The organism is Serratia sp. HNCC26DJ244 (assembly GCF_057180565.1).
On sequence record NZ_JBXUGO010000006.1, the window covers coordinates 150,119 to 167,013 of the forward strand.

Here is a 16,895-nt window from a genome sequence, read left to right on the forward strand (position 1 = left end):
GTTGCATCGGGGCACGTGGGTGAGCCCCGAACATGACAAATCTATTACTCGCCTTTTATGCGCTCAATATTGGCACCCAAAGCACGCAGTTTGTCTTCAATACGCTCGTAGCCACGATCGATATGATAGATACGATCAACAATGGTCACGCCTTGAGCAATACAACCGGCCAATACTAGGCTGGCGGAAGCACGCAAATCCGTTGCCATCACTTGTGCACCTGAAATCTGTTCTACACCATGACAGATCACGGTATTGCTTTCTATTTCGGCGCTGGCCCCCATACGGATCAACTCAGGAACGTGCATAAAACGGTTCTCGAAAATGGTCTCGGTGATCACGCCGGTTCCTTCTGCCACTAGATTCAGCAAGCTAAACTGTGCCTGCATGTCGGTGGGGAAACCAGGATGTGGGGCTGTGCGTATGGTCACCGCTTTGGGGCGTTTGCCATGCATGTCCAGGCTGATCCAGTCTTCACCGATCTCAATATCAGCGCCTGCCTCACGCAGTTTAGCTAACACTGCATCCAGCGTATCTGGACGGGTATTGCGACACAGCACTTTACCACCGGAAACGGCGGCGGCAACCAGGAAGGTACCGGTTTCAATACGGTCTGGCAGCACACGATAAACCCCACCACCGAGGCGTTCAACACCCTCAATAGTGATTCTATCGGTGCCTGCACCACTGATTTTGGCACCCAGAGTATTGAGGAAGTTGGCAGTATCAACAATTTCCGGTTCACGGGCCGCATTCTCAATAATGGTGGTGCCTGTCGCTAAGGTTGCCGCGCTCATGATGGTGACGGTGGCACCTACGCTGACTTTGTCCATAACGATATGTGCGCCTTTCAAGCGACCTTCCACCGAAGCCTTGACGTACCCTTCTTCCAGCTTGATTTCAGCACCCAGTTGTTCTAGGCCGGTGATATGTAAATCAACCGGGCGAGCGCCGATAGCACAGCCGCCAGGTAGCGATACCTGACCACGGCCAAAACGTGCTACCAATGGCCCCAGAGCCCAGATCGAGGCCCGCATGGTTTTTACCAGGTCATACGGCGCACAAAATTCATTGACTTGGCTGGCATCAACAAACACTGAGCCGTTACGCTTGGTTTTGGTACCTAGCTGGTTGAGTAGTTTGAGGGTGGTATCGATGTCCTTGAGTTTCGGGACATTCTGCAGCTCAACGGGCTCTTCTGCCAGCAGGGCGGCAAACAGGATCGGCAGGGCAGCATTTTTTGCCCCGGAAATGGTGACTTCACCACGAAGACAGGTTCGACCCTGCACACGAAATTTATCCATTTGACTACTCTCTATTATCTATTCTGAGCTGCCTGCCTAGCGGCAAACAGCCTTAAAATCCGTTGAGTTTGCGATCCCGCTTCCACTCTTCAGGGGTGTACGTTTTGATGGATAAAGCATGAATACTATTATCCGCAATGTACTCCATCAGCGGTGCATAGATGGCTTGCTGTTTTTTGACACGGCTCATGGTGGCGAACTGTTCGCTTACTGCAACCACCTGAAAGTGGCTACCATCGCCAGTAACATGGACTTCATCCAGTGCCAATGCGTTCATCAGCACCTCTTCAATTTTGCTATTTTCCATAGTATTCGGTTCTATATAGTATTGAGTTTTGTATAGTGTTCAGTTTTGTATAGTATTCAGTTCGGTATTGGCCCTGATATCAGCCAATTGACCCTATGTCTGTCGTTATTTAAGCAGCAGGGTTATGGCGCGGCTCCCGGGGATTTCCTCCGGGAGTCGCGCAAGAGCTGTTTAAAAACGCTTAATGTTTTTGTTGCAACGTGCATAAACCTGGCGTAACTCACTGTAAGCAGAAACAGCGCTAATGAGTGGTTTCAACGGGAATGATCTGTTGTAAATTATAGAGACTGATCAGTGTTTGTAACCGTTCAGTGATCCCCAAAATTTTCAATTCAACCCCTTGCAGGTGCTGTTGCTGGCGTAAGTGCAACAATAATGCCAAGCCACAGGAGTCGACTCGTTGTAGTTGAGCCACATCAATGGCGGTTTTATCCGCCAACAGTATCTCACGTTGTTGCCAGAGTGGCAGTAACGTTTCACGATCAAGCTCGCCTCGCAACACTAAAGTTTGCTGTTGTGACATCCAGCTTAATGCTTCAGCCATCAGCTTTTCCGATCCAGCGTAATGGGCTGTTTAGCTGCCGCTTGCAGTTGCTGAGTCAGTCCCTCAATCCCTTTAAGACGTAACGTTGCGGCCCATTCATTCTGCTTAGTGGTGATCATACTCACCCCTTCGGCAATCATATCATAGGCCTGCCAATAGCCGGTCTTGCTGTTCTTGCGCCATTGGAAATCCAGACGTACTGGGGGACGCCCTCCGTTATCAATGATAGTCACACGGATGGCAATAATATCGGCATTATCCACGGGCTGCTGGCGATCAATCTGGTAGGTTTGATTTTCATACATCGCCAGTGCCTGACCATAGGCCTGTTCCAGATACGCTTGGAAAGCGGTGAAATAGGCTTCACGCTGTGCTGGGGTGGCATCTTTATAATAACGCCCCAAAACCAGAGCACCTGCGTACTTAATTTGAACAAACGGCATTAACTCTTCACGTACGATAGCACGCAGGTAATTAGGATCCTGCTTGATCTTTGCTTGCTCGTTTGTCAGGCGAGTGAAGGTTTTCGCCGCAGCATCTTGCATCAAGCTATAAGGATTAGTTTGGTCAACTGCGTTAGCCAGCGGCGCAACCACCAACAAAGCAATCATCAGTAAACGTTTAAACATCCAGTTGTCCTCTATTATTAATGAATGTTAGCGGGTGGAGGAGGGGCATTAGTTGCCGGTTCCGTTACTGTATCCGGCTTATCGCTACTTGCCGGGGTATTGCTTTTGTACAGGAACTGGCCGATTAAATCCTCCAGAACGATGGCTGACTTGGTGTCTTGAAGCGTCCCACCATCCTGCAAGATGCTGGTGCCCATCTCAGGGTCTTCAAAACCTACGTTCAGTGCCAGATATTGCTCACCCAACAGACCGGAAGTACGAATGGCCAGCGAACTGGTATCCGGGATCTGGTTGTAGCGGGTTTGAATATCCAGTGCCACGAGAGGGGTATAGGTTTTCGGGTTGAGAGAGATATCCGCTACCCGGCCAACCACTACCCCACCAATTTTCACGGGAGAACGCACTTTCAAACCACCAATATTATCGAATGTGGCGTAAATGCGGTAGGTCGGTTCATTACCGATCGATTTGATATTCGCCACCTGGAGACAAAGGAAGACGATAGCACACAGTGCCACTAGCATGAACGCACCAACCCAGATTTCACTCTTCTTCGTTTGCATTGTATCAATTCCCAAACATCAGTGCCGTCAGCACAAAGTCCAATCCCAACACCGCCAGTGACGAATGTACTACGGTACGTGTCGTTGCCCGACTAATTCCTTCAGAAGTCGGTATCGCATCATAGCCATTGAAAATCGCAATCCAGGTCACGGTAATCGCAAACACCACACTCTTAATCAGACAGTTGAGTAAATCTTTACGCCATTCAACCGCCTCTTGCATGGCTGACCAGAAGAAACCACTGTCGATGCCTTTCCAATCGACACCGACGATGGCGCCTCCCCAGATACCGACAGCCACAAAAATCATTGTCAGTAGCGGCATGCTGATTAGGCCAGCCCAAAAACGCGGAGCCACAATACGCCGGAGTGGGTCAACGGCCATCATTTCCAGGCTGGAGATCTGCTCAGTGGCTTTCATTAAGCCAATTTCAGCCGTTAGTGCAGAGCCTGCACGGCCAGCGAACAACAGGGCGGTAACCACTGGCCCCAGTTCACGCAGTAACGATAATGCCACCATCATACCCAGACTGGCTTCTGCGCTATAGGTGGTCAGTACCAAATAGCCTTGCAGCCCTAAAACCATGCCGATAAAGACACCGGAAACCATGATGATCAACAGTGATTGAACGCCAACGCTATACAGCTGTTTAAGCAACAGCGGCCACTGTCGGCGTGGCTCGGGGCGACCGACCAGTGCGTGAAACAGCATCAGTCCGGCGCGTCCCAAAGAGGCACTGGTATTGATGCCACGACGTCCTAATGACGCCAACGCCTGTAAAAACATGAGGTTATTTTCTCCCTTCCCCTAAAAGTTCGCTCAGATAATCACCTGCGGGGTAACGGAATGGTACAGGGCCATCAGCAATACCATCCAGAAATTGACGTACACGGGGGTCTGGATTGCTTTGCAATTGCTGTGGTGATCCTTCGGCAATCACATGGTGGTCCGCGACGATATAAGCGTAATCTGCAATACTTAACACTTCCGGTACATCATGTGAGACCACGATACAGGTGACGCCTAGCGCATGATTCAGTTCCGCGATCAGCTTCACTAATACTCCCATGGTGATGGGATCCTGACCAACGAAAGGTTCATCGAACATGATCATTTCTGGATCCAACGCGATAGCCCGAGCTAGGGCTGCACGCCGTGCCATACCACCGGAAAGTTCATTAGGCATGAGATCTGCCGCGCCACGTAGCCCAACTGCCTCTAACTTCATCATGACTGTGCTGCGCAGAATCGGTTCCGGCAGACAACTATGCTCACGCAGAGGGAACGCGACGTTTTCAAATACGGTCAGGTCGGTAAATAGTGCCCCGGATTGAAATAACATGCTCATCTTTTTGCGCGATTCATAGAGTTGATGGCGGGATAAGGCGGGAATGTTGTCACCATCAAACCAGATTTCACCACTGTCAGGAACCAGTTGGCCACCGATCAAACGCAGCAGTGTTGTTTTACCGATACCGGATGGCCCCATGATGGCCGTTACCTTACCACGAGGAACGGTCAGATTGATGTCTTCAAATATCAGCCGACCGCCACGTGAAAAACACATATTGCGCACTTCGACTACATTCTCTGCCTTCTGATACATGTTTGTTGATCCTGTACAGGTCATGTTTGCCAAATCACTGGGTGCCAGCAAAGCAATATATCTTGTTCCCCGGCAAATTGCAGGAGGGTAAACTCGTTTGCCGCGTTACTTGGCTCAATTGAGGCCTCAGCCACCAGTGGCCAGTGCTATCGCTGTTAAAAAACGCCTGGCGTTTTGTCCTGAAGCGAGCTGTCATCCTGTTATGCGCACGATGGACTCTATTTTTACAAAAAAATAGCGCTATTTCGCTACCCATGATGTCATTAGTTTTACTTTTTGTCCCCAGACGGTCAAAATTAAGCAATAACGCAAAACAATCAAATTGTTTAACTTTTCGCCATTTAACACCTCTGTTGCTCGATCATTGCTGACGATGAGCAGTAAATAATCGGGTTATTACGGTATTGGTACCCAAATTGATTCAAGCGACAGCCAACGCATCTGAGACTTGAAGAGTGGCAAGTATACCCAATAAAGGACGCTGAATGTTTTTCGCGGTAGTGTTGCTAATTGTTGGTTTATTTTTATTGGTGTATGGGGCAGATAGGTTGGTGTATGGCGCGGCGGTCATCAGCCGTTCCCTGGGTGTCCCACCACTGATTATTGGCATGACTATTGTCGGTATCGGTACTTCGTTGCCGGAATTGCTCGTTTCGGTCACTGCTGCGTTGAATGGGCAGCCAGATATGGCTGTCGGTAACGTTTTAGGGTCGAATATCGTCAATATCTTATTGATTGTTGGGGGTGCAGCGCTTATCCATCCTTTGGCTGTACATTCTGAGGTATTGCGGCGTGAACTGCCGTTGCTGTTAGCGGTCACACTGTTATGTGGCTTTGTCCTGATGAATCATACCCTGAGTCGGTTGGATGGCGTGGTGTTGTTGCTTGCAGCGGCGGGATTTATCCTGCTGATGCTGAAAATCGCCAGGTTGGCGCAGCGCGAGGGCAACGATAGACTGACAGTAGAACAACTGTCAGAGTTGCCACAAGATAGCAGCAGTACCGTCGCGATACTCTGGTTGATTCTGGCCTTTGTTATCCTGCCACTGTCGTCAAAAATGGTGATTGATAATGCCACAGTGATTGCGCATTACTTTGATATGAGTGAATTGGTGGTTGGCCTGACCGTGGTGGCGATTGGTACCAGCCTACCTGAACTGGCGACATCTATCGCCGGTGCATTAAAAGGCGAAGATGATATGGCCGTCGGTAATATCATTGGGTCAAATATTTTTAACACCGTCATTGTGTTGGGTATCCCGGCGCTGTTGTCACCGGGCAGTATTGATCCTGCGGCTTTCCAGCGCGATTACTGGGTGATGTTGACCGCCAGCATGTTGCTTACCGTCCTTTGTATTGGTCGCAAACATCGTATCGGTCATCTGGCGGGGGCTCTGTTATTATGTGGATTTATTACGTATCTTGCAGTGCTGTTTTTCAACCCTTTCAGTTCATATGGCTTTGTCCTATAGCACCAAGAGAGAGCCAATACCGCCGTTCCTGACGGATAGCGGGTAAAAATCGATGGGAATGTGTATGTCATCTATCCAGTTGCAACCAGGTTTTGATTTTCAGCAGGCCGGCAAAGAAGTACTACAAATTGAACGTGAAGGTCTGGCTCAACTTGAGCAGTATATTGATGGGGATTTTACCCGCGCTTGTGAAGCGATTGCCGGATGCAGTGGTAAAGTGGTGGTGATGGGGATAGGCAAATCCGGCCATATTGGCAACAAAATTGCCGCTACCTTGGCCAGTACCGGCACTCCGGCGTTTTTTGTACACCCGGCGGAAGCCAGCCACGGTGATCTTGGCATGGTCTCAGCACAGGACATTGTGTTGGCTATCTCCAATTCCGGTGAGTCTAATGAGATTCTGGCATTGATTCCGGTCTTAAAACGCCTGCAGATCCGGCTAATTTGCATGACCAGCAACCCGGAAAGTGCCATGGGGAAAGCTGCCGATGTCCACCTTTGCATCAAGATCCCGCAGGAAGCTTGCCCGCTGGGTTTGGCACCCACCACCAGTACCACCGCCACGCTGGTGATGGGGGATGCTTTGGCAGTCGCATTGCTGAAAGCCCGTGGGTTTACGCCGGAGGATTTTGCCTTGTCTCATCCAGGGGGGGCTTTAGGGCGTCGTCTGTTGTTACGCGTTAGTGATATTATGCACACCGGTGATGAGATGCCACACGTCAGTGCAGAAGCTTCCTTGCGAGATGCCTTGCTGGAAATTACGCGTAAAAATATGGGTATGACTGCTGTCTGCAATGACCTGATGAAAATTGCTGGTATCTTTACTGATGGTGACTTACGTCGAGTGTTCGATATGGGTATTGATCTCAACAATGCCAAGATCGCTGATGTCATGACCTCAGGGGGTATTCGAGTGCGGCCAAACATGCTGGCAGTTGATGCGCTTAACCTGATGCAACAACGCCATATTACTGCAGTGCTGGTTGCTGATGGCGACCAATTGCTGGGTGTGGTACATATGCATGATATGCTGCGTGCTGGCGTCGTTTAATACAAGGAACGAACTGAATGAGTTTGGTTGAAACCTGCTACGGGCCGGTAACTGAAGACGTAATGGCTCGTGCCGGTAAGATCCGTATGCTGATTTGTGATGTTGACGGTGTACTATCAGATGGTTTTATCTATATGGGCAACCAGGGTGAAGAGCTGAAAGTCTTCAATGTGCGCGATGGCTACGGTATCCGCTGCCTGAAAACATCCGGTATCGAAGTGGCTATCATTACAGGTCGCTCAGCTAAACTGTTGGAAGACCGGGCAAAAACGCTGGATATTACACACCTGTATCAAGGGCAGTCCGATAAGCTTTTGGCCTTCCGGGAACTGTTGGATAAACTATCAATGGTGCCGGAAGAGATTGCTTATATTGGCGATGATCTGATCGACTGGCCGGTCATGGCCCAGGTAGGGTTGGCAGTGGCGGTGGCGGATGCTCATCCTCTGCTGTTGCCGCGGGCTCATTATGTCACCCGCATTGCGGGTGGGCGTGGGGCCGTTCGTGAATTGTGCGATTTGATCCTTCTGGCCCAAAACAAGCTGGAGGGCGCCAAAGGGCTGTCGATATGAGTAGAGCCAAATTGGGTATCACCCTTATTTTATTGGTGATTGTGCTGGCGTTGATCGGCTGGAATATGACTGAGGTTAGCCATGACAGTGGCACCATGCCGGTTAATAATCAGATGCCGACTTATCAGAGTCAACATACGGTGACGGTGGTTTATAACCCAGAAGGTAAGTTGAGCTATAAACTGGTGGCAGAAGAGGTTAATCATTACACCGAGGATGAAGTAACCTGGTTTGCTCAACCGGTGATGACGTTATTTGATACTAATGCGCTGGCTACTTGGTCAGTACGTGCAGATCGTGCCAAGTTGACCAAAGATCGTATGCTGTATCTGTATGGTAACGTTGAGGTGAACAGTTTGACGACGACCTCGCAATTGGAAAAAATCAAAACAGATAATGCGCAGATTAATCTGATAACCCAAGATGTTTCTTCCGATGATGAAGTGACGCTGTTCGGGGCGAATTTTACCTCTAACGGAATGAGAATGCGTGGCAATCTGCGGGAAAAAACCGCTGAGCTGATTGATAAGGTTAAGACCAACTATGAAATTCCAAGTAAAAACACAACTCCGTAATCTATTGATCGTCAGCCTGGTTTTAACCGCCAGCACGTCAGCATTGGCGTTGAAATCTGATGCTGATCAACCGATCAACATCAATTCGTTGAAACAGTCACTGGATATGCAAACCAATGTCAGCACCTTTACTGATGAGGTGGTGATCAGGCAAGGGACGATTGAGATCAAAGCCGATAAAGTGGTGGTGACTCGTCCTGACGGTGATCAGAACAAAACCTTTATTGAGGCATTCGGTAACCCAGTCACCTTCCAGCAGATGCAGGACGATGGCAAACTGGTGAAAGGCCATGCGCAGAAAGTGCGTTATGATGTTGCAACTCAATTGGTGACACTGACGGGCAATGCCTTCCTTGAACAGCTTGACAGCAACGTTCAGGGGGATCGTATTACATACTTGGTGCAGCAACAACAGATGCAGGCGTTTAGCGATAAAGGCCGACGCGTGACCACCGTGTTGGTCCCATCACAGTTGCAAGACAAAAACGCTCAAAAGAAGAGTAACTAATCACCTATGGCAACACTCATCGCAGAAAATCTGGCGAAAGCCTATAAAGGCCGTAAAGTCGTTGAAGACGTCAGTCTGAAAGTGAAATCTGGCGAAATTGTCGGTCTATTAGGGCCAAATGGTGCAGGTAAAACCACCACATTTTATATGGTGGTCGGTATCGTTCAGCGTGATGCCGGGCGTATTGTGATCGATGACGAAGACATCAGTATTTTGCCGCTGCATGCTCGTGCCCGCCGTGGCATTGGCTACCTGCCTCAGGAAGCCTCAATCTTTCGTCGATTGAGTGTTTACAATAATTTGATGGCGGTGTTAGAGATCCGCTCTGACCTCACACATGAGCAGCGTGATGATCGTGCCGTTGAGTTGATGGAAGAGTTCCATATCTCTCATCTGCGTGACAACCTGGGCCAGTCACTCTCCGGTGGTGAACGCCGCCGGGTGGAGATAGCCCGGGCACTGGCTGCTAATCCCAAATTTATCTTGCTGGATGAACCTTTTGCGGGTGTTGACCCGATTTCTGTTATCGATATCAAAAAGATTATCGAGCACCTGCGCGACAGTGGCTTGGGCGTATTGATTACTGATCACAACGTGCGTGAAACATTGGACGTCTGTGAACATGCGTATATCGTCAGCCAGGGCAAACTGATTGCGCATGGTACGCCGGACATTATTTTAGCTGATGAACAGGTGAAGCGCGTTTATCTGGGCGAAGAGTTCCGCCTTTAGATTGCAGTCGTCCGTCCACAGTTCGCTGCTAATGGAAATAAACAGAAGATTATGAAGCAAGGTTTGCAACTCAGGTTGAGCCAACAGTTGGCGATGACCCCTCAACTACAACAGGCGATACGCTTGTTGCAGCTGTCTACGCTTGAGCTTCAGCAGGAGATCCAACAGGCGTTAGAGAGCAATCCGCTGCTTGAACAGTTTGAGGATCAGCATCAGGAAATTGATGCTAAAGAAACCGTCGATACTGAAGAGATGGATACCAGCACGGCGCTGGAGCAAAAGGAGATGCCCGAGGAGTTGCCGCTGGATGCCACTTGGGATGAAATCTATACGGCGGGCACCCCGTCTGGTACCGGTACCGATTATCGTGATGATGAATTGCCAGTCTATCAGGGGGAGACCACACAAACCTTGCAGGACTACCTGATGTGGCAGGTGGAACTGACGCCGTTCTCTGATACTGATGCCGCGATTGCTACTGCGATTGTTGATGCTGTTGACGATACCGGTTATCTCACCGTATCGCTGGACGATATTCTCGAGAGTATTGGTGATGATAATGTGGCGATGGATGAGATTGAGGCGGTATTGAAGCGCGTACAGCGTTTTGACCCAGTCGGCGTCGCCGCTCGTGATCTGCGTGACTGCCTGCTGATCCAGTTGTCGCAATATGCTAAAGAGACCCCTTATCTTGAACAGGCCCGGTTGATCATCAGTGAACATTTAGATTTACTGGCTAATCATGACTTTCGTAGCTTGATGCGAACAACTCGGCTAAAAGAAGATACACTAAAAGAGGTGATGGTGTTGATCCAGTCTCTTGAGCCGCGGCCAGGGCAGTCGATCAACACCGGCGAGTCGGAGTATGTGATCCCTGATGTGCTGGTGCGTAAGGGGCAAGACCAATGGTTGGTGGAACTTAATACAGATAGTATTCCACGCCTGAAAATCAACCAGCACTACGCGGCAATGGGCAACAGTGTACGTAATGATGCAGATGGTCAGTTTATACGTAGCAATCTGCAAGAAGCGAAATGGCTGATTAAAAGCCTGGAAAGCCGGAACGAAACACTGCTCAAGGTGACACGTTGTATTGTTGAGCAGCAGCAGGCGTTTTTTGAACAGGGTGACGAGTTTATGAAACCCATGGTACTGGCGGATATCGCTCAGGCTGTGGAGATGCATGAATCGACAATATCGCGCGTGACGACGCAGAAGTTTCTGCACAGTCCGCGTGGTGTTTTCGAGTTGAAATATTTCTTCTCCAGTCATGTGAATACCGATAGTGGCGGTGAAGCCTCTTCAACGGCAATCAGGGCGTTAGTGAAGAAATTAATTGCGGCGGAAAATCCCGCTAAGCCGCTTAGCGACAGCAAACTGGCTACAATGCTTTCCAAACAAGGGATCATGGTAGCTCGGCGTACTGTCGCCAAGTATCGAGAGTCTTTGTCCATCCCGCCGTCCAATCAACGTAAAAAGTTGGTTTGACCTCAATAGAGAAGGAAGACATTATGCAGCTCAACATTACCGGACACCACATCGAAATCACCGAACCTATGCGTGAGTTCGTCAATAATAAATTTGCCAAACTCGAACAGTATTTTGACCACATCAATCAGGTGTATGTCGTACTCAGTGTGGAAAAGGTGCAGCAGATTGCGGAAGCAACGGTGCATGTGAATGGCGGCGAGTTGCACGCCTCTTCGGAAAAAGAAGATATGTATGCCGCGATTGATTGCCTGATCGACAAATTGGCGCGTCAATTGAACAAACATAAAGACAAACTAAAACAATACTGACATTCTGGGCCACCACCGTCGTATGCGGTGGTGGCCCATATCGTAGTTGAGTTGGCTACATAACGACCATCGGCACCTTATCTACTACACGGCTGGTGCTGATAAGCCATCAGGGTTAAATAGGCGAAAACTGTTTTATCACCGCAATCAAGTTCACTTTTTTACTGATAAGAGCGCGGAGTGAGGCAGTTTTAAGTGAAAATAAGATGAACAACGAAATAATGCAATTAAGCTCGGTGCTAAACATCGAGTGCACCAAAAGCTCGGTACACTGCACCAGCAAGAAGCGAGCTTTGGAGATTATCAGTGAATTGGCCGCGACTCAGCTTAACCTGCCTTCACAGGTGGTTTTTGATGCGGTTCTCACGCGGGAACGAATGGGCAGCACAGGGATTGGTAATGGTATCGCCATCCCGCATGGCAAACTGGAAGAAGACACGTTGCGAGCGGTAGGTGTTTTCATCCGTCTTGACCAACCTATTGCCTTTGATGCCATTGATAATCAACCGGTGGATCTACTTTTTGCATTACTGGTCCCGGCGGATCAATGTAAAACTCATTTGCATACTTTGTCGCTGGTCGCCAAACGATTGGCTGATAAAACGGTGTGTCGCCGCTTGCGGACGGCGCAAAGTGATGAAGAACTGTACCAGATTATCACCGAGTAAACATAGGCAGAGACTTCCCGTATGGAAAGCGCCTGTATTGTTTATTAAACCTAACCGTGGTGTAACCACCACGCTAATGTCAGGGAGAGTTGCCACATGGTGCTGATGATAGTCAGCGGCCGTTCCGGTTCAGGAAAATCTGTCGCCTTGCGGGCGCTGGAAGACATGGGTTTTTACTGCGTTGATAACCTGCCAGTGGTACTGCTGCCACAGCTTGCCCAAACATTGGCTGAGCGCAATAGTTCTGCCGCGGTGAGTATTGACGTGCGTAATATGCCGGAATCGCCGGAAGTTTTTGAGTATGCGATGACTCAGTTGCCAGAGAGCTTCTCGCCGCAACTCCTTTTCCTCGATGCTGATCGTAACACCTTGATCCGTCGTTACAGTGATACTCGTCGTCTGCACCCACTCTCGGCTAAAAACCTGTCATTGGAAAGTGCCATTGATGAAGAAAATGATCTGCTGGAGCCATTACGTTCGCGCGCTGATCTGATCATTGATACCTCTGAAATGTCAGTTCACGAGTTGGCTGAAATGCTGCGTACCCGCCTGTTAGGTAAGCGTGAGCGGGAACTGACGATGGTATTTGAATCCTTTGGCTTCAAGCATGGCATTCCTATTGATGCGGACTATGTATTTGATGTGCGTTTTCTGCCCAATCCGCATTGGGATCCCAAACTGCGGCCGATGACCGGTCTGGATAAACCGGTGGCGGCGTTTCTTGATCGTCATACGGAAGTTCACAATTTTATCTATCAGACGCGCAGCTATCTGGAACAGTGGTTGCCGATGTTAGAGACCAATAATCGTAGCTATTTGACTGTAGCGATTGGTTGTACCGGGGGTAAGCACCGTTCGGTTTATGTGGCGGAACAACTGGCGGATTATTTTCGTTCGCGCGGTAAGAATGTGCAGTCACGTCACCGCACGCTGGAAAAGCGTAAGCAATGACGGTCAGGCAAACGGTAGAGATCAAAAACCGCTTGGGGATGCATGCGCGGCCTGCCATGAAGTTGTTTGAGTTAGTGCAGAGCTTTGATGCCGAAGTGTTATTACGTAATGACAGTGGCACCGAGGCAGAGGCCAGCAGCGTGATTGCGCTGCTGATGTTGGACTCTGCTCAGGGTCGCCATATTGAGATCGAAGCCAGCGGGCCAGAGGAACAGCAGGCCTTGGCGGCGGTCATTGAACTGTTTAATTCCGGTTTTGATGAAGATTAACCTCCGTTATCAATGTTTGCTCTTTGTTGTTTATCTCTGATATTGACTTCTAGAGCTTGAGGTATGACAGGTATAAGGTGACGAACATGGCTTCAAGCCTGATGATTACCAACCGGCAAACCTGGTTTGGTCATGGCACTATCCAGCGTTTGATTCCGTTGCTGCGCAGTGAGCCGCAGCCAACATTACTTTTCACCTGCCGTTCATTTCTTAATGGGCCTATTTATGGCTCATTGGCGGATACACTGGCACCATGCTTAGTCGGTAGTGAGATTGTCGCTCATGAAGCCTCACCCCAGGAGATCGACCAATGGGTTACGCGCTGGCGTGGAAAAGTGCAGCGCGTGGTGGCCATTGGTGGCGGGAGCGTGCTTGATGCTGCCAAGGCGTTCTCTGCGCTGATCGAACATCCTTTACCGACCCTACGTTATATGGAGAAGGTCGGGGATAGCCAAATCAGTGGTGCCACACTGCCATTAATCGCCGTTCCTACCACCGCCGGTACCGGGAGTGAGGTCACGCAAAATGCGGTGATTACCGATACCGAGATCAGCAAAGTGAAAGCCTCTTTGCGGCACGCCAATTTTGTCCCCCAAGTGGCGATCCTTGATCCCGAACTGTTAACAGGGACACCAGATAACCTATTGGCCTGTTGTGGCATTGATGCTTTCACGCATCTGTTGGAGTCTTATCTCTCTGACAAGGCCAGCAACTGGTCTCGAGAGATGTCGCTGGTGGGTATGCGTCACTTTCTGTCGGCCTGGCCTGATCTGAATCGGAGTGATAAAGCGCGAGAGGCGATGATGCAGGCTTCCTATCTTGGTGGTTTGACGCTGAGCATGGCAGGGTTGGGGGTGATCCATGGTATTGCTGGCGAGATCGGCGCCCTGCGAGATTATCACCATGGGCAGGTGTGTGGGCGTTTACTGCTACCTTTTCTTGAACTGCTGGCTGAAAGTGCACACCCGCAACAGCGCCTGTTAATGGCGGAGCTGGCCTTGCGATTGTTTCCACAACAGCAGGGTGCTCCAGAACGTTACCTGAGTGACTTTATCACCCGCCATGCCATTGCTCCTTTCTGGCAGCAGGCCCTTCCTCTCAGCCAACAGGCGTTTGCCACGGTATTGGAGAAATCCAACAGTAAAAATTCCTGGGTGACTTATTCCACAGAACAAAGAGCGCTGATGATTGAACGGGCGTTTCTGGTTGAATGACAATAAATATAATTAGGGTAGAGCGAACATGAGTCTGATTAACTGGATACTGGTGGGTATTGTGCTGGGCCTGCTCATTGGGGCGTTGATCAAGGTGTTGAGCAATAAGAAGGAGAAATAAGGCCAGCAGTTTTCTCCTTTATTCCCTAAGCGTATCGAGTGGCTTAAATTCGGCTCAGGCAGTCTAGGGCAACGGCTTTAAAACTTTCGAAATTATCGCTGCCCAACAAGCGGGTCATCGAACGTTCACGCACAAAGGTGACAAACAAATCATAGATTGCCATGGCTTCTTCATAATCATCTTTGCTGATCGCCAGCAGGAAAATGACATGAGCCACTTCTCCTTCCCCCCAAGAGATCCCTTGAGGGGCTAGCAAGGTGACCACCACGGTTTTTTTTGCCAGTAGCCCCAGAGAGTGTGGTAAGGCAATCCCTTCCCCTAACAGAGTAGAAACGATGGCTTCTCGTTCGACTACCGAAGGGTAAAAATCACTGCCAACATAGCCTTCTTGCTCTAATTGAGAACAAACCTTGGTAAACAACTGTTGTTGAGAAAGCGGTTCATCAATAACCATGAAATGGTCGGCATCGAAGAACTTTTCCAGCATATAGGGTCTGGTACGATCCACCAGGACCAATTTGCCGAGCTGTTCTAACTGATATTCTGTAGGGAATGGCGACATCACGACAATCGGTTTGTTCTTTTCATTGATACGGGCATTGGAAATAATAAAATCCTCTTCAATATGGTTGAGAATCTCATAATCGCGCAGTGAAATGGTGCGTGTGATCACCAGTTGCGGATATTTGCGTGCGATTTGAGCCTGGATCATCCGTATCGTCGAGTTACCGGTATCGCATACCAACATCACTTGTGGATGGCGTTCGTAACCAATGTTGTAGTGCCGCTCAAGACCGACACCGATATGCAGCACCAGATAGCCGATTTCGTTTTCGCTCAAGGTATAAGGCGTGTGTTTACCCCAACTGGAGATGGCCGCCAGTGTCACATCATAGGCCATGGGATAATGCTGCTTAATATTTGCCAACAGCGGATTGGGGATGTTGATCTGGTATTTCACCCGGGTGATCATGGTTTTGATATGGGTGAGCAGGTCTGCCCGTAATTGCTTATCGCCTTGTAGGTTGTAGTTATAGTGCGAGTTGATATAGGAGAGAATGTAATCTCCCAACGCCTCTTCATCATCTGCATTGATTTTGCTGGGTTGTACATTTTGCACCTGCCTGGCGGCAATATTGACGCGCAAATAGGCTTCTTCCGCTGAGGAGATCGCCTTGCCCGCGGCGTTGCGCAGTTCACCAGCCAGCCAGGTTGATGCTTTACGTACCGCTTCGTCGCCGTCTTCCACCTCAAATTCTTGGAGTGGATAGCCATCGATGATGCGCCGTAGCGCAACGGCACAATAGAAAATCAGGTATTGTTCGCCTTCATCCGTTAGGCGGATAGCATATTGGGACAGCAATGGATGTAGTGAGCTGGCAAAGGTAGCGACTTGCGGTTGGTGAAGGATGTTATTGTTCAGCAAGGGGCTTTCCGCATCGGTCAGATGCAACTGAAACAGCAGGTTGGTCAGGCAGGCACGGATCGCCATTTCTGAACCAAACAACTTCATGCCATAGCGTGGTTTGGTCTCAATGGTTAATTGGTAATTTGCCAGCCGTTCTCTCACCTCAGCCATATCGTTTTGCAGCGTACCGCGGCTAACAAACCATTCATCGGCCAGATCCTCCAGCTTCATCGAGAAAGCTGAGGTCAGAAAACGGATCAACAGATAATTTACTCGCTCTGGTGCGCTGCGCGGAGTGGCCTGCTTTTTGTGCTTTTTCTGTTGCAAGGCACTAAACAGGGTTTCATCGTCTACCTGTAGACGATAGCCAGCGCCACGGCTATGCACAAAGTGTGCGCCGTAGTTTTTCAGTATCTCGTTTAGCGCCGTGATATCCGTGCGTACTGTGCGGGTAGAGACGGCAAAACGCTTTGCCAACTCGTCCTGAGGTAACACCTCGGACTGCAAGGCATCAAACAGGTACGCCAGGCGTGGATAGGGGAACCTTACCATTCTATTTCCGTTATCAATGAGCCTGCCTAACGGTGTCAGGCAGGCAATG

20 protein-coding genes are annotated in these 16,895 nt (G+C 49.5%); 12 read left to right on the top strand and 8 right to left on the bottom strand.

Features of this window, described 5'->3' with window-relative positions; all coding sequences use genetic code 11:
* Nucleotides 1-44: 44 nt before the first annotated feature.
* The 7 genes from murA to mlaF form a co-directional block, all read right to left on the bottom strand.
* A complete protein-coding gene (gene murA, locus AC2A06_RS07380; RefSeq protein ID WP_484379864.1) occupies nucleotides 45-1,304 on the bottom strand; it encodes a UDP-N-acetylglucosamine 1-carboxyvinyltransferase in 1,260 nt (419 codons plus the stop codon).
* A 52-nt stretch (nucleotides 1,305-1,356) separates the two neighbouring features.
* Nucleotides 1,357-1,611, bottom strand: coding sequence for a BolA family iron metabolism protein IbaG (ibaG, locus tag AC2A06_RS07385; RefSeq protein ID WP_037384164.1), 255 nt, complete (start codon nucleotides 1,609-1,611; stop codon nucleotides 1,357-1,359).
* Between the two features lie 241 nt (nucleotides 1,612-1,852).
* Nucleotides 1,853-2,155 carry a lipid asymmetry maintenance protein MlaB gene (gene mlaB / locus AC2A06_RS07390; RefSeq protein WP_484379865.1) on the bottom strand — a complete coding sequence of 101 codons (303 nt, stop codon included), beginning with the start codon at nucleotides 2,153-2,155 and terminating at the stop codon, nucleotides 1,853-1,855.
* On the bottom strand, nucleotides 2,155-2,784 hold the full coding sequence (mlaC, locus tag AC2A06_RS07395) for a phospholipid-binding protein MlaC (protein ID WP_484379866.1): 630 nt from the start codon (nucleotides 2,782-2,784) through the stop codon (nucleotides 2,155-2,157). The genes mlaB and mlaC overlap by 1 nt, the downstream gene beginning before the upstream one ends.
* 17 nt (nucleotides 2,785-2,801) lie before the next feature.
* The gene (gene mlaD, locus AC2A06_RS07400) at nucleotides 2,802-3,347 is read right to left on the bottom strand and encodes an outer membrane lipid asymmetry maintenance protein MlaD (protein WP_023490501.1); all 546 of its coding nucleotides are present in this window, start codon (nucleotides 3,345-3,347) and stop codon (nucleotides 2,802-2,804) included.
* Nucleotides 3,348-3,351: 4 nt separating this feature from the next.
* Complete coding sequence (gene mlaE, locus AC2A06_RS07405; RefSeq protein WP_484379867.1) at nucleotides 3,352-4,134, bottom strand: lipid asymmetry maintenance ABC transporter permease subunit MlaE; 783 nt, start codon at nucleotides 4,132-4,134, stop codon at nucleotides 3,352-3,354.
* 4 nt (nucleotides 4,135-4,138) lie between these two features.
* Nucleotides 4,139-4,954: a phospholipid ABC transporter ATP-binding protein MlaF gene (gene mlaF, locus AC2A06_RS07410; RefSeq protein WP_484379868.1), complete on the bottom strand. Its 816-nt coding sequence runs from the start codon at nucleotides 4,952-4,954 to the stop codon at nucleotides 4,139-4,141.
* Between the two features lie 485 nt (nucleotides 4,955-5,439).
* On the opposite strand from mlaF, the gene AC2A06_RS07415 reads away from it, so the two are divergent.
* The 12 genes from AC2A06_RS07415 (at nucleotide 5,440) to AC2A06_RS07470 (ending at nucleotide 14,765) form a co-directional block, all read left to right on the top strand.
* Nucleotides 5,440-6,426: a calcium/sodium antiporter gene (locus tag AC2A06_RS07415; RefSeq protein WP_023490498.1), complete on the top strand. Its 987-nt coding sequence runs from the start codon at nucleotides 5,440-5,442 to the stop codon at nucleotides 6,424-6,426.
* A 64-nt stretch (nucleotides 6,427-6,490) separates the two neighbouring features.
* Entirely contained in the window at nucleotides 6,491-7,477 is a 987-nt protein-coding gene (gene kdsD / locus AC2A06_RS07420) for an arabinose-5-phosphate isomerase KdsD (RefSeq protein ID WP_023490497.1), read from the top strand.
* Between the two features lie 17 nt (nucleotides 7,478-7,494).
* Nucleotides 7,495-8,049, top strand: a complete 555-nt coding sequence (gene kdsC, locus AC2A06_RS07425; RefSeq protein ID WP_023490496.1) for a 3-deoxy-manno-octulosonate-8-phosphatase KdsC — start codon at nucleotides 7,495-7,497, stop codon at nucleotides 8,047-8,049.
* Nucleotides 8,046-8,624, top strand: a complete 579-nt coding sequence (gene lptC / locus AC2A06_RS07430; protein ID WP_484379869.1) for an LPS export ABC transporter periplasmic protein LptC — start codon at nucleotides 8,046-8,048, stop codon at nucleotides 8,622-8,624. The genes kdsC and lptC overlap by 4 nt, the downstream gene beginning before the upstream one ends.
* Nucleotides 8,593-9,132 carry a lipopolysaccharide ABC transporter substrate-binding protein LptA gene (gene lptA / locus AC2A06_RS07435; RefSeq protein WP_484379870.1) on the top strand — a complete coding sequence of 180 codons (540 nt, stop codon included), beginning with the start codon at nucleotides 8,593-8,595 and terminating at the stop codon, nucleotides 9,130-9,132. Before lptC ends, lptA begins: the two co-directional genes overlap by 32 nt.
* Nucleotides 9,133-9,138: 6 nt before the next feature.
* Nucleotides 9,139-9,864, top strand: a complete 726-nt coding sequence (lptB, locus tag AC2A06_RS07440) for an LPS export ABC transporter ATP-binding protein (RefSeq protein WP_473196693.1) — start codon at nucleotides 9,139-9,141, stop codon at nucleotides 9,862-9,864.
* Nucleotides 9,865-9,915: 51 nt separating this feature from the next.
* Nucleotides 9,916-11,352: an RNA polymerase factor sigma-54 gene (rpoN, locus tag AC2A06_RS07445; RefSeq protein WP_037384158.1), complete on the top strand. Its 1,437-nt coding sequence runs from the start codon at nucleotides 9,916-9,918 to the stop codon at nucleotides 11,350-11,352.
* A 23-nt stretch (nucleotides 11,353-11,375) separates the two neighbouring features.
* Nucleotides 11,376-11,663 carry a ribosome hibernation promoting factor gene (gene hpf / locus AC2A06_RS07450; protein WP_023489730.1) on the top strand — a complete coding sequence of 96 codons (288 nt, stop codon included), beginning with the start codon at nucleotides 11,376-11,378 and terminating at the stop codon, nucleotides 11,661-11,663.
* Nucleotides 11,664-11,869: 206 nt separating this feature from the next.
* Entirely contained in the window at nucleotides 11,870-12,331 is a 462-nt protein-coding gene (ptsN, locus tag AC2A06_RS07455; RefSeq protein ID WP_152554902.1) for a PTS IIA-like nitrogen regulatory protein PtsN, read from the top strand.
* Nucleotides 12,332-12,427: 96 nt separating this feature from the next.
* Nucleotides 12,428-13,282 (top strand): RNase adapter RapZ, encoded by an 855-nt coding sequence (rapZ, locus tag AC2A06_RS07460; protein ID WP_023489728.1) that lies wholly within the window; start codon nucleotides 12,428-12,430, stop codon nucleotides 13,280-13,282.
* Complete coding sequence (gene npr, locus AC2A06_RS07465) at nucleotides 13,279-13,551, top strand: PTS phosphocarrier protein NPr (protein WP_023489727.1); 273 nt, start codon at nucleotides 13,279-13,281, stop codon at nucleotides 13,549-13,551. Before rapZ ends, npr begins: the two co-directional genes overlap by 4 nt.
* An 86-nt stretch (nucleotides 13,552-13,637) precedes the next feature.
* Entirely contained in the window at nucleotides 13,638-14,765 is a 1,128-nt protein-coding gene (locus AC2A06_RS07470; RefSeq protein WP_484379871.1) for an iron-containing alcohol dehydrogenase, read from the top strand.
* 164 nt (nucleotides 14,766-14,929) lie between these two features.
* Here AC2A06_RS07470 and AC2A06_RS07475 read toward each other — a convergent pair whose 3' ends face one another.
* Nucleotides 14,930-16,846, bottom strand: coding sequence for a BglG family transcription antiterminator (locus tag AC2A06_RS07475; RefSeq protein ID WP_484379872.1), 1,917 nt, complete (start codon nucleotides 16,844-16,846; stop codon nucleotides 14,930-14,932).
* Between the last annotated feature and the right edge of the window lie 49 nt (nucleotides 16,847-16,895).

Excerpts from the sequence above, each read along its gene's own strand:
- lptA (WP_484379870.1), top strand. The coding sequence starts at position 8,593 with ATGAAATTCCAAGTAAAAACACAACTCCGTAATCTATTGATCGTCAGC.
- rpoN (WP_037384158.1), top strand. The coding sequence starts at position 9,916 with ATGAAGCAAGGTTTGCAACTCAGGTTGAGCCAACAGTTGGCGATGACC.
- hpf (WP_023489730.1), top strand. The coding sequence starts at position 11,376 with ATGCAGCTCAACATTACCGGACACCACATCGAAATCACCGAACCTATG.
- rapZ (WP_023489728.1), top strand. The coding sequence starts at position 12,428 with ATGGTGCTGATGATAGTCAGCGGCCGTTCCGGTTCAGGAAAATCTGTC.
- ibaG (WP_037384164.1), bottom strand. The coding sequence starts at position 1,611 with ATGGAAAATAGCAAAATTGAAGAGGTGCTGATGAACGCATTGGCACTG.
- kdsC (WP_023490496.1), top strand. The coding sequence starts at position 7,495 with ATGAGTTTGGTTGAAACCTGCTACGGGCCGGTAACTGAAGACGTAATG.
- AC2A06_RS07415 (WP_023490498.1), top strand. The coding sequence starts at position 5,440 with ATGTTTTTCGCGGTAGTGTTGCTAATTGTTGGTTTATTTTTATTGGTG.
- mlaB (WP_484379865.1), bottom strand. The coding sequence starts at position 2,155 with ATGGCTGAAGCATTAAGCTGGATGTCACAACAGCAAACTTTAGTGTTG.
- AC2A06_RS07470 (WP_484379871.1), top strand. The coding sequence starts at position 13,638 with ATGGCTTCAAGCCTGATGATTACCAACCGGCAAACCTGGTTTGGTCAT.
- mlaD (WP_023490501.1), bottom strand. The coding sequence starts at position 3,347 with ATGCAAACGAAGAAGAGTGAAATCTGGGTTGGTGCGTTCATGCTAGTG.
- mlaF (WP_484379868.1), bottom strand. The coding sequence starts at position 4,954 with ATGTATCAGAAGGCAGAGAATGTAGTCGAAGTGCGCAATATGTGTTTT.
- murA (WP_484379864.1), bottom strand. The coding sequence starts at position 1,304 with ATGGATAAATTTCGTGTGCAGGGTCGAACCTGTCTTCGTGGTGAAGTC.
- lptC (WP_484379869.1), top strand. The coding sequence starts at position 8,046 with ATGAGTAGAGCCAAATTGGGTATCACCCTTATTTTATTGGTGATTGTG.
- mlaE (WP_484379867.1), bottom strand. The coding sequence starts at position 4,134 with ATGTTTTTACAGGCGTTGGCGTCATTAGGACGTCGTGGCATCAATACC.
- ptsN (WP_152554902.1), top strand. The coding sequence starts at position 11,870 with ATGAACAACGAAATAATGCAATTAAGCTCGGTGCTAAACATCGAGTGC.
- lptB (WP_473196693.1), top strand. The coding sequence starts at position 9,139 with ATGGCAACACTCATCGCAGAAAATCTGGCGAAAGCCTATAAAGGCCGT.
- AC2A06_RS07475 (WP_484379872.1), bottom strand. The coding sequence starts at position 16,846 with ATGGTAAGGTTCCCCTATCCACGCCTGGCGTACCTGTTTGATGCCTTG.
- mlaC (WP_484379866.1), bottom strand. The coding sequence starts at position 2,784 with ATGTTTAAACGTTTACTGATGATTGCTTTGTTGGTGGTTGCGCCGCTG.
- kdsD (WP_023490497.1), top strand. The coding sequence starts at position 6,491 with ATGTCATCTATCCAGTTGCAACCAGGTTTTGATTTTCAGCAGGCCGGC.
- npr (WP_023489727.1), top strand. The coding sequence starts at position 13,279 with ATGACGGTCAGGCAAACGGTAGAGATCAAAAACCGCTTGGGGATGCAT.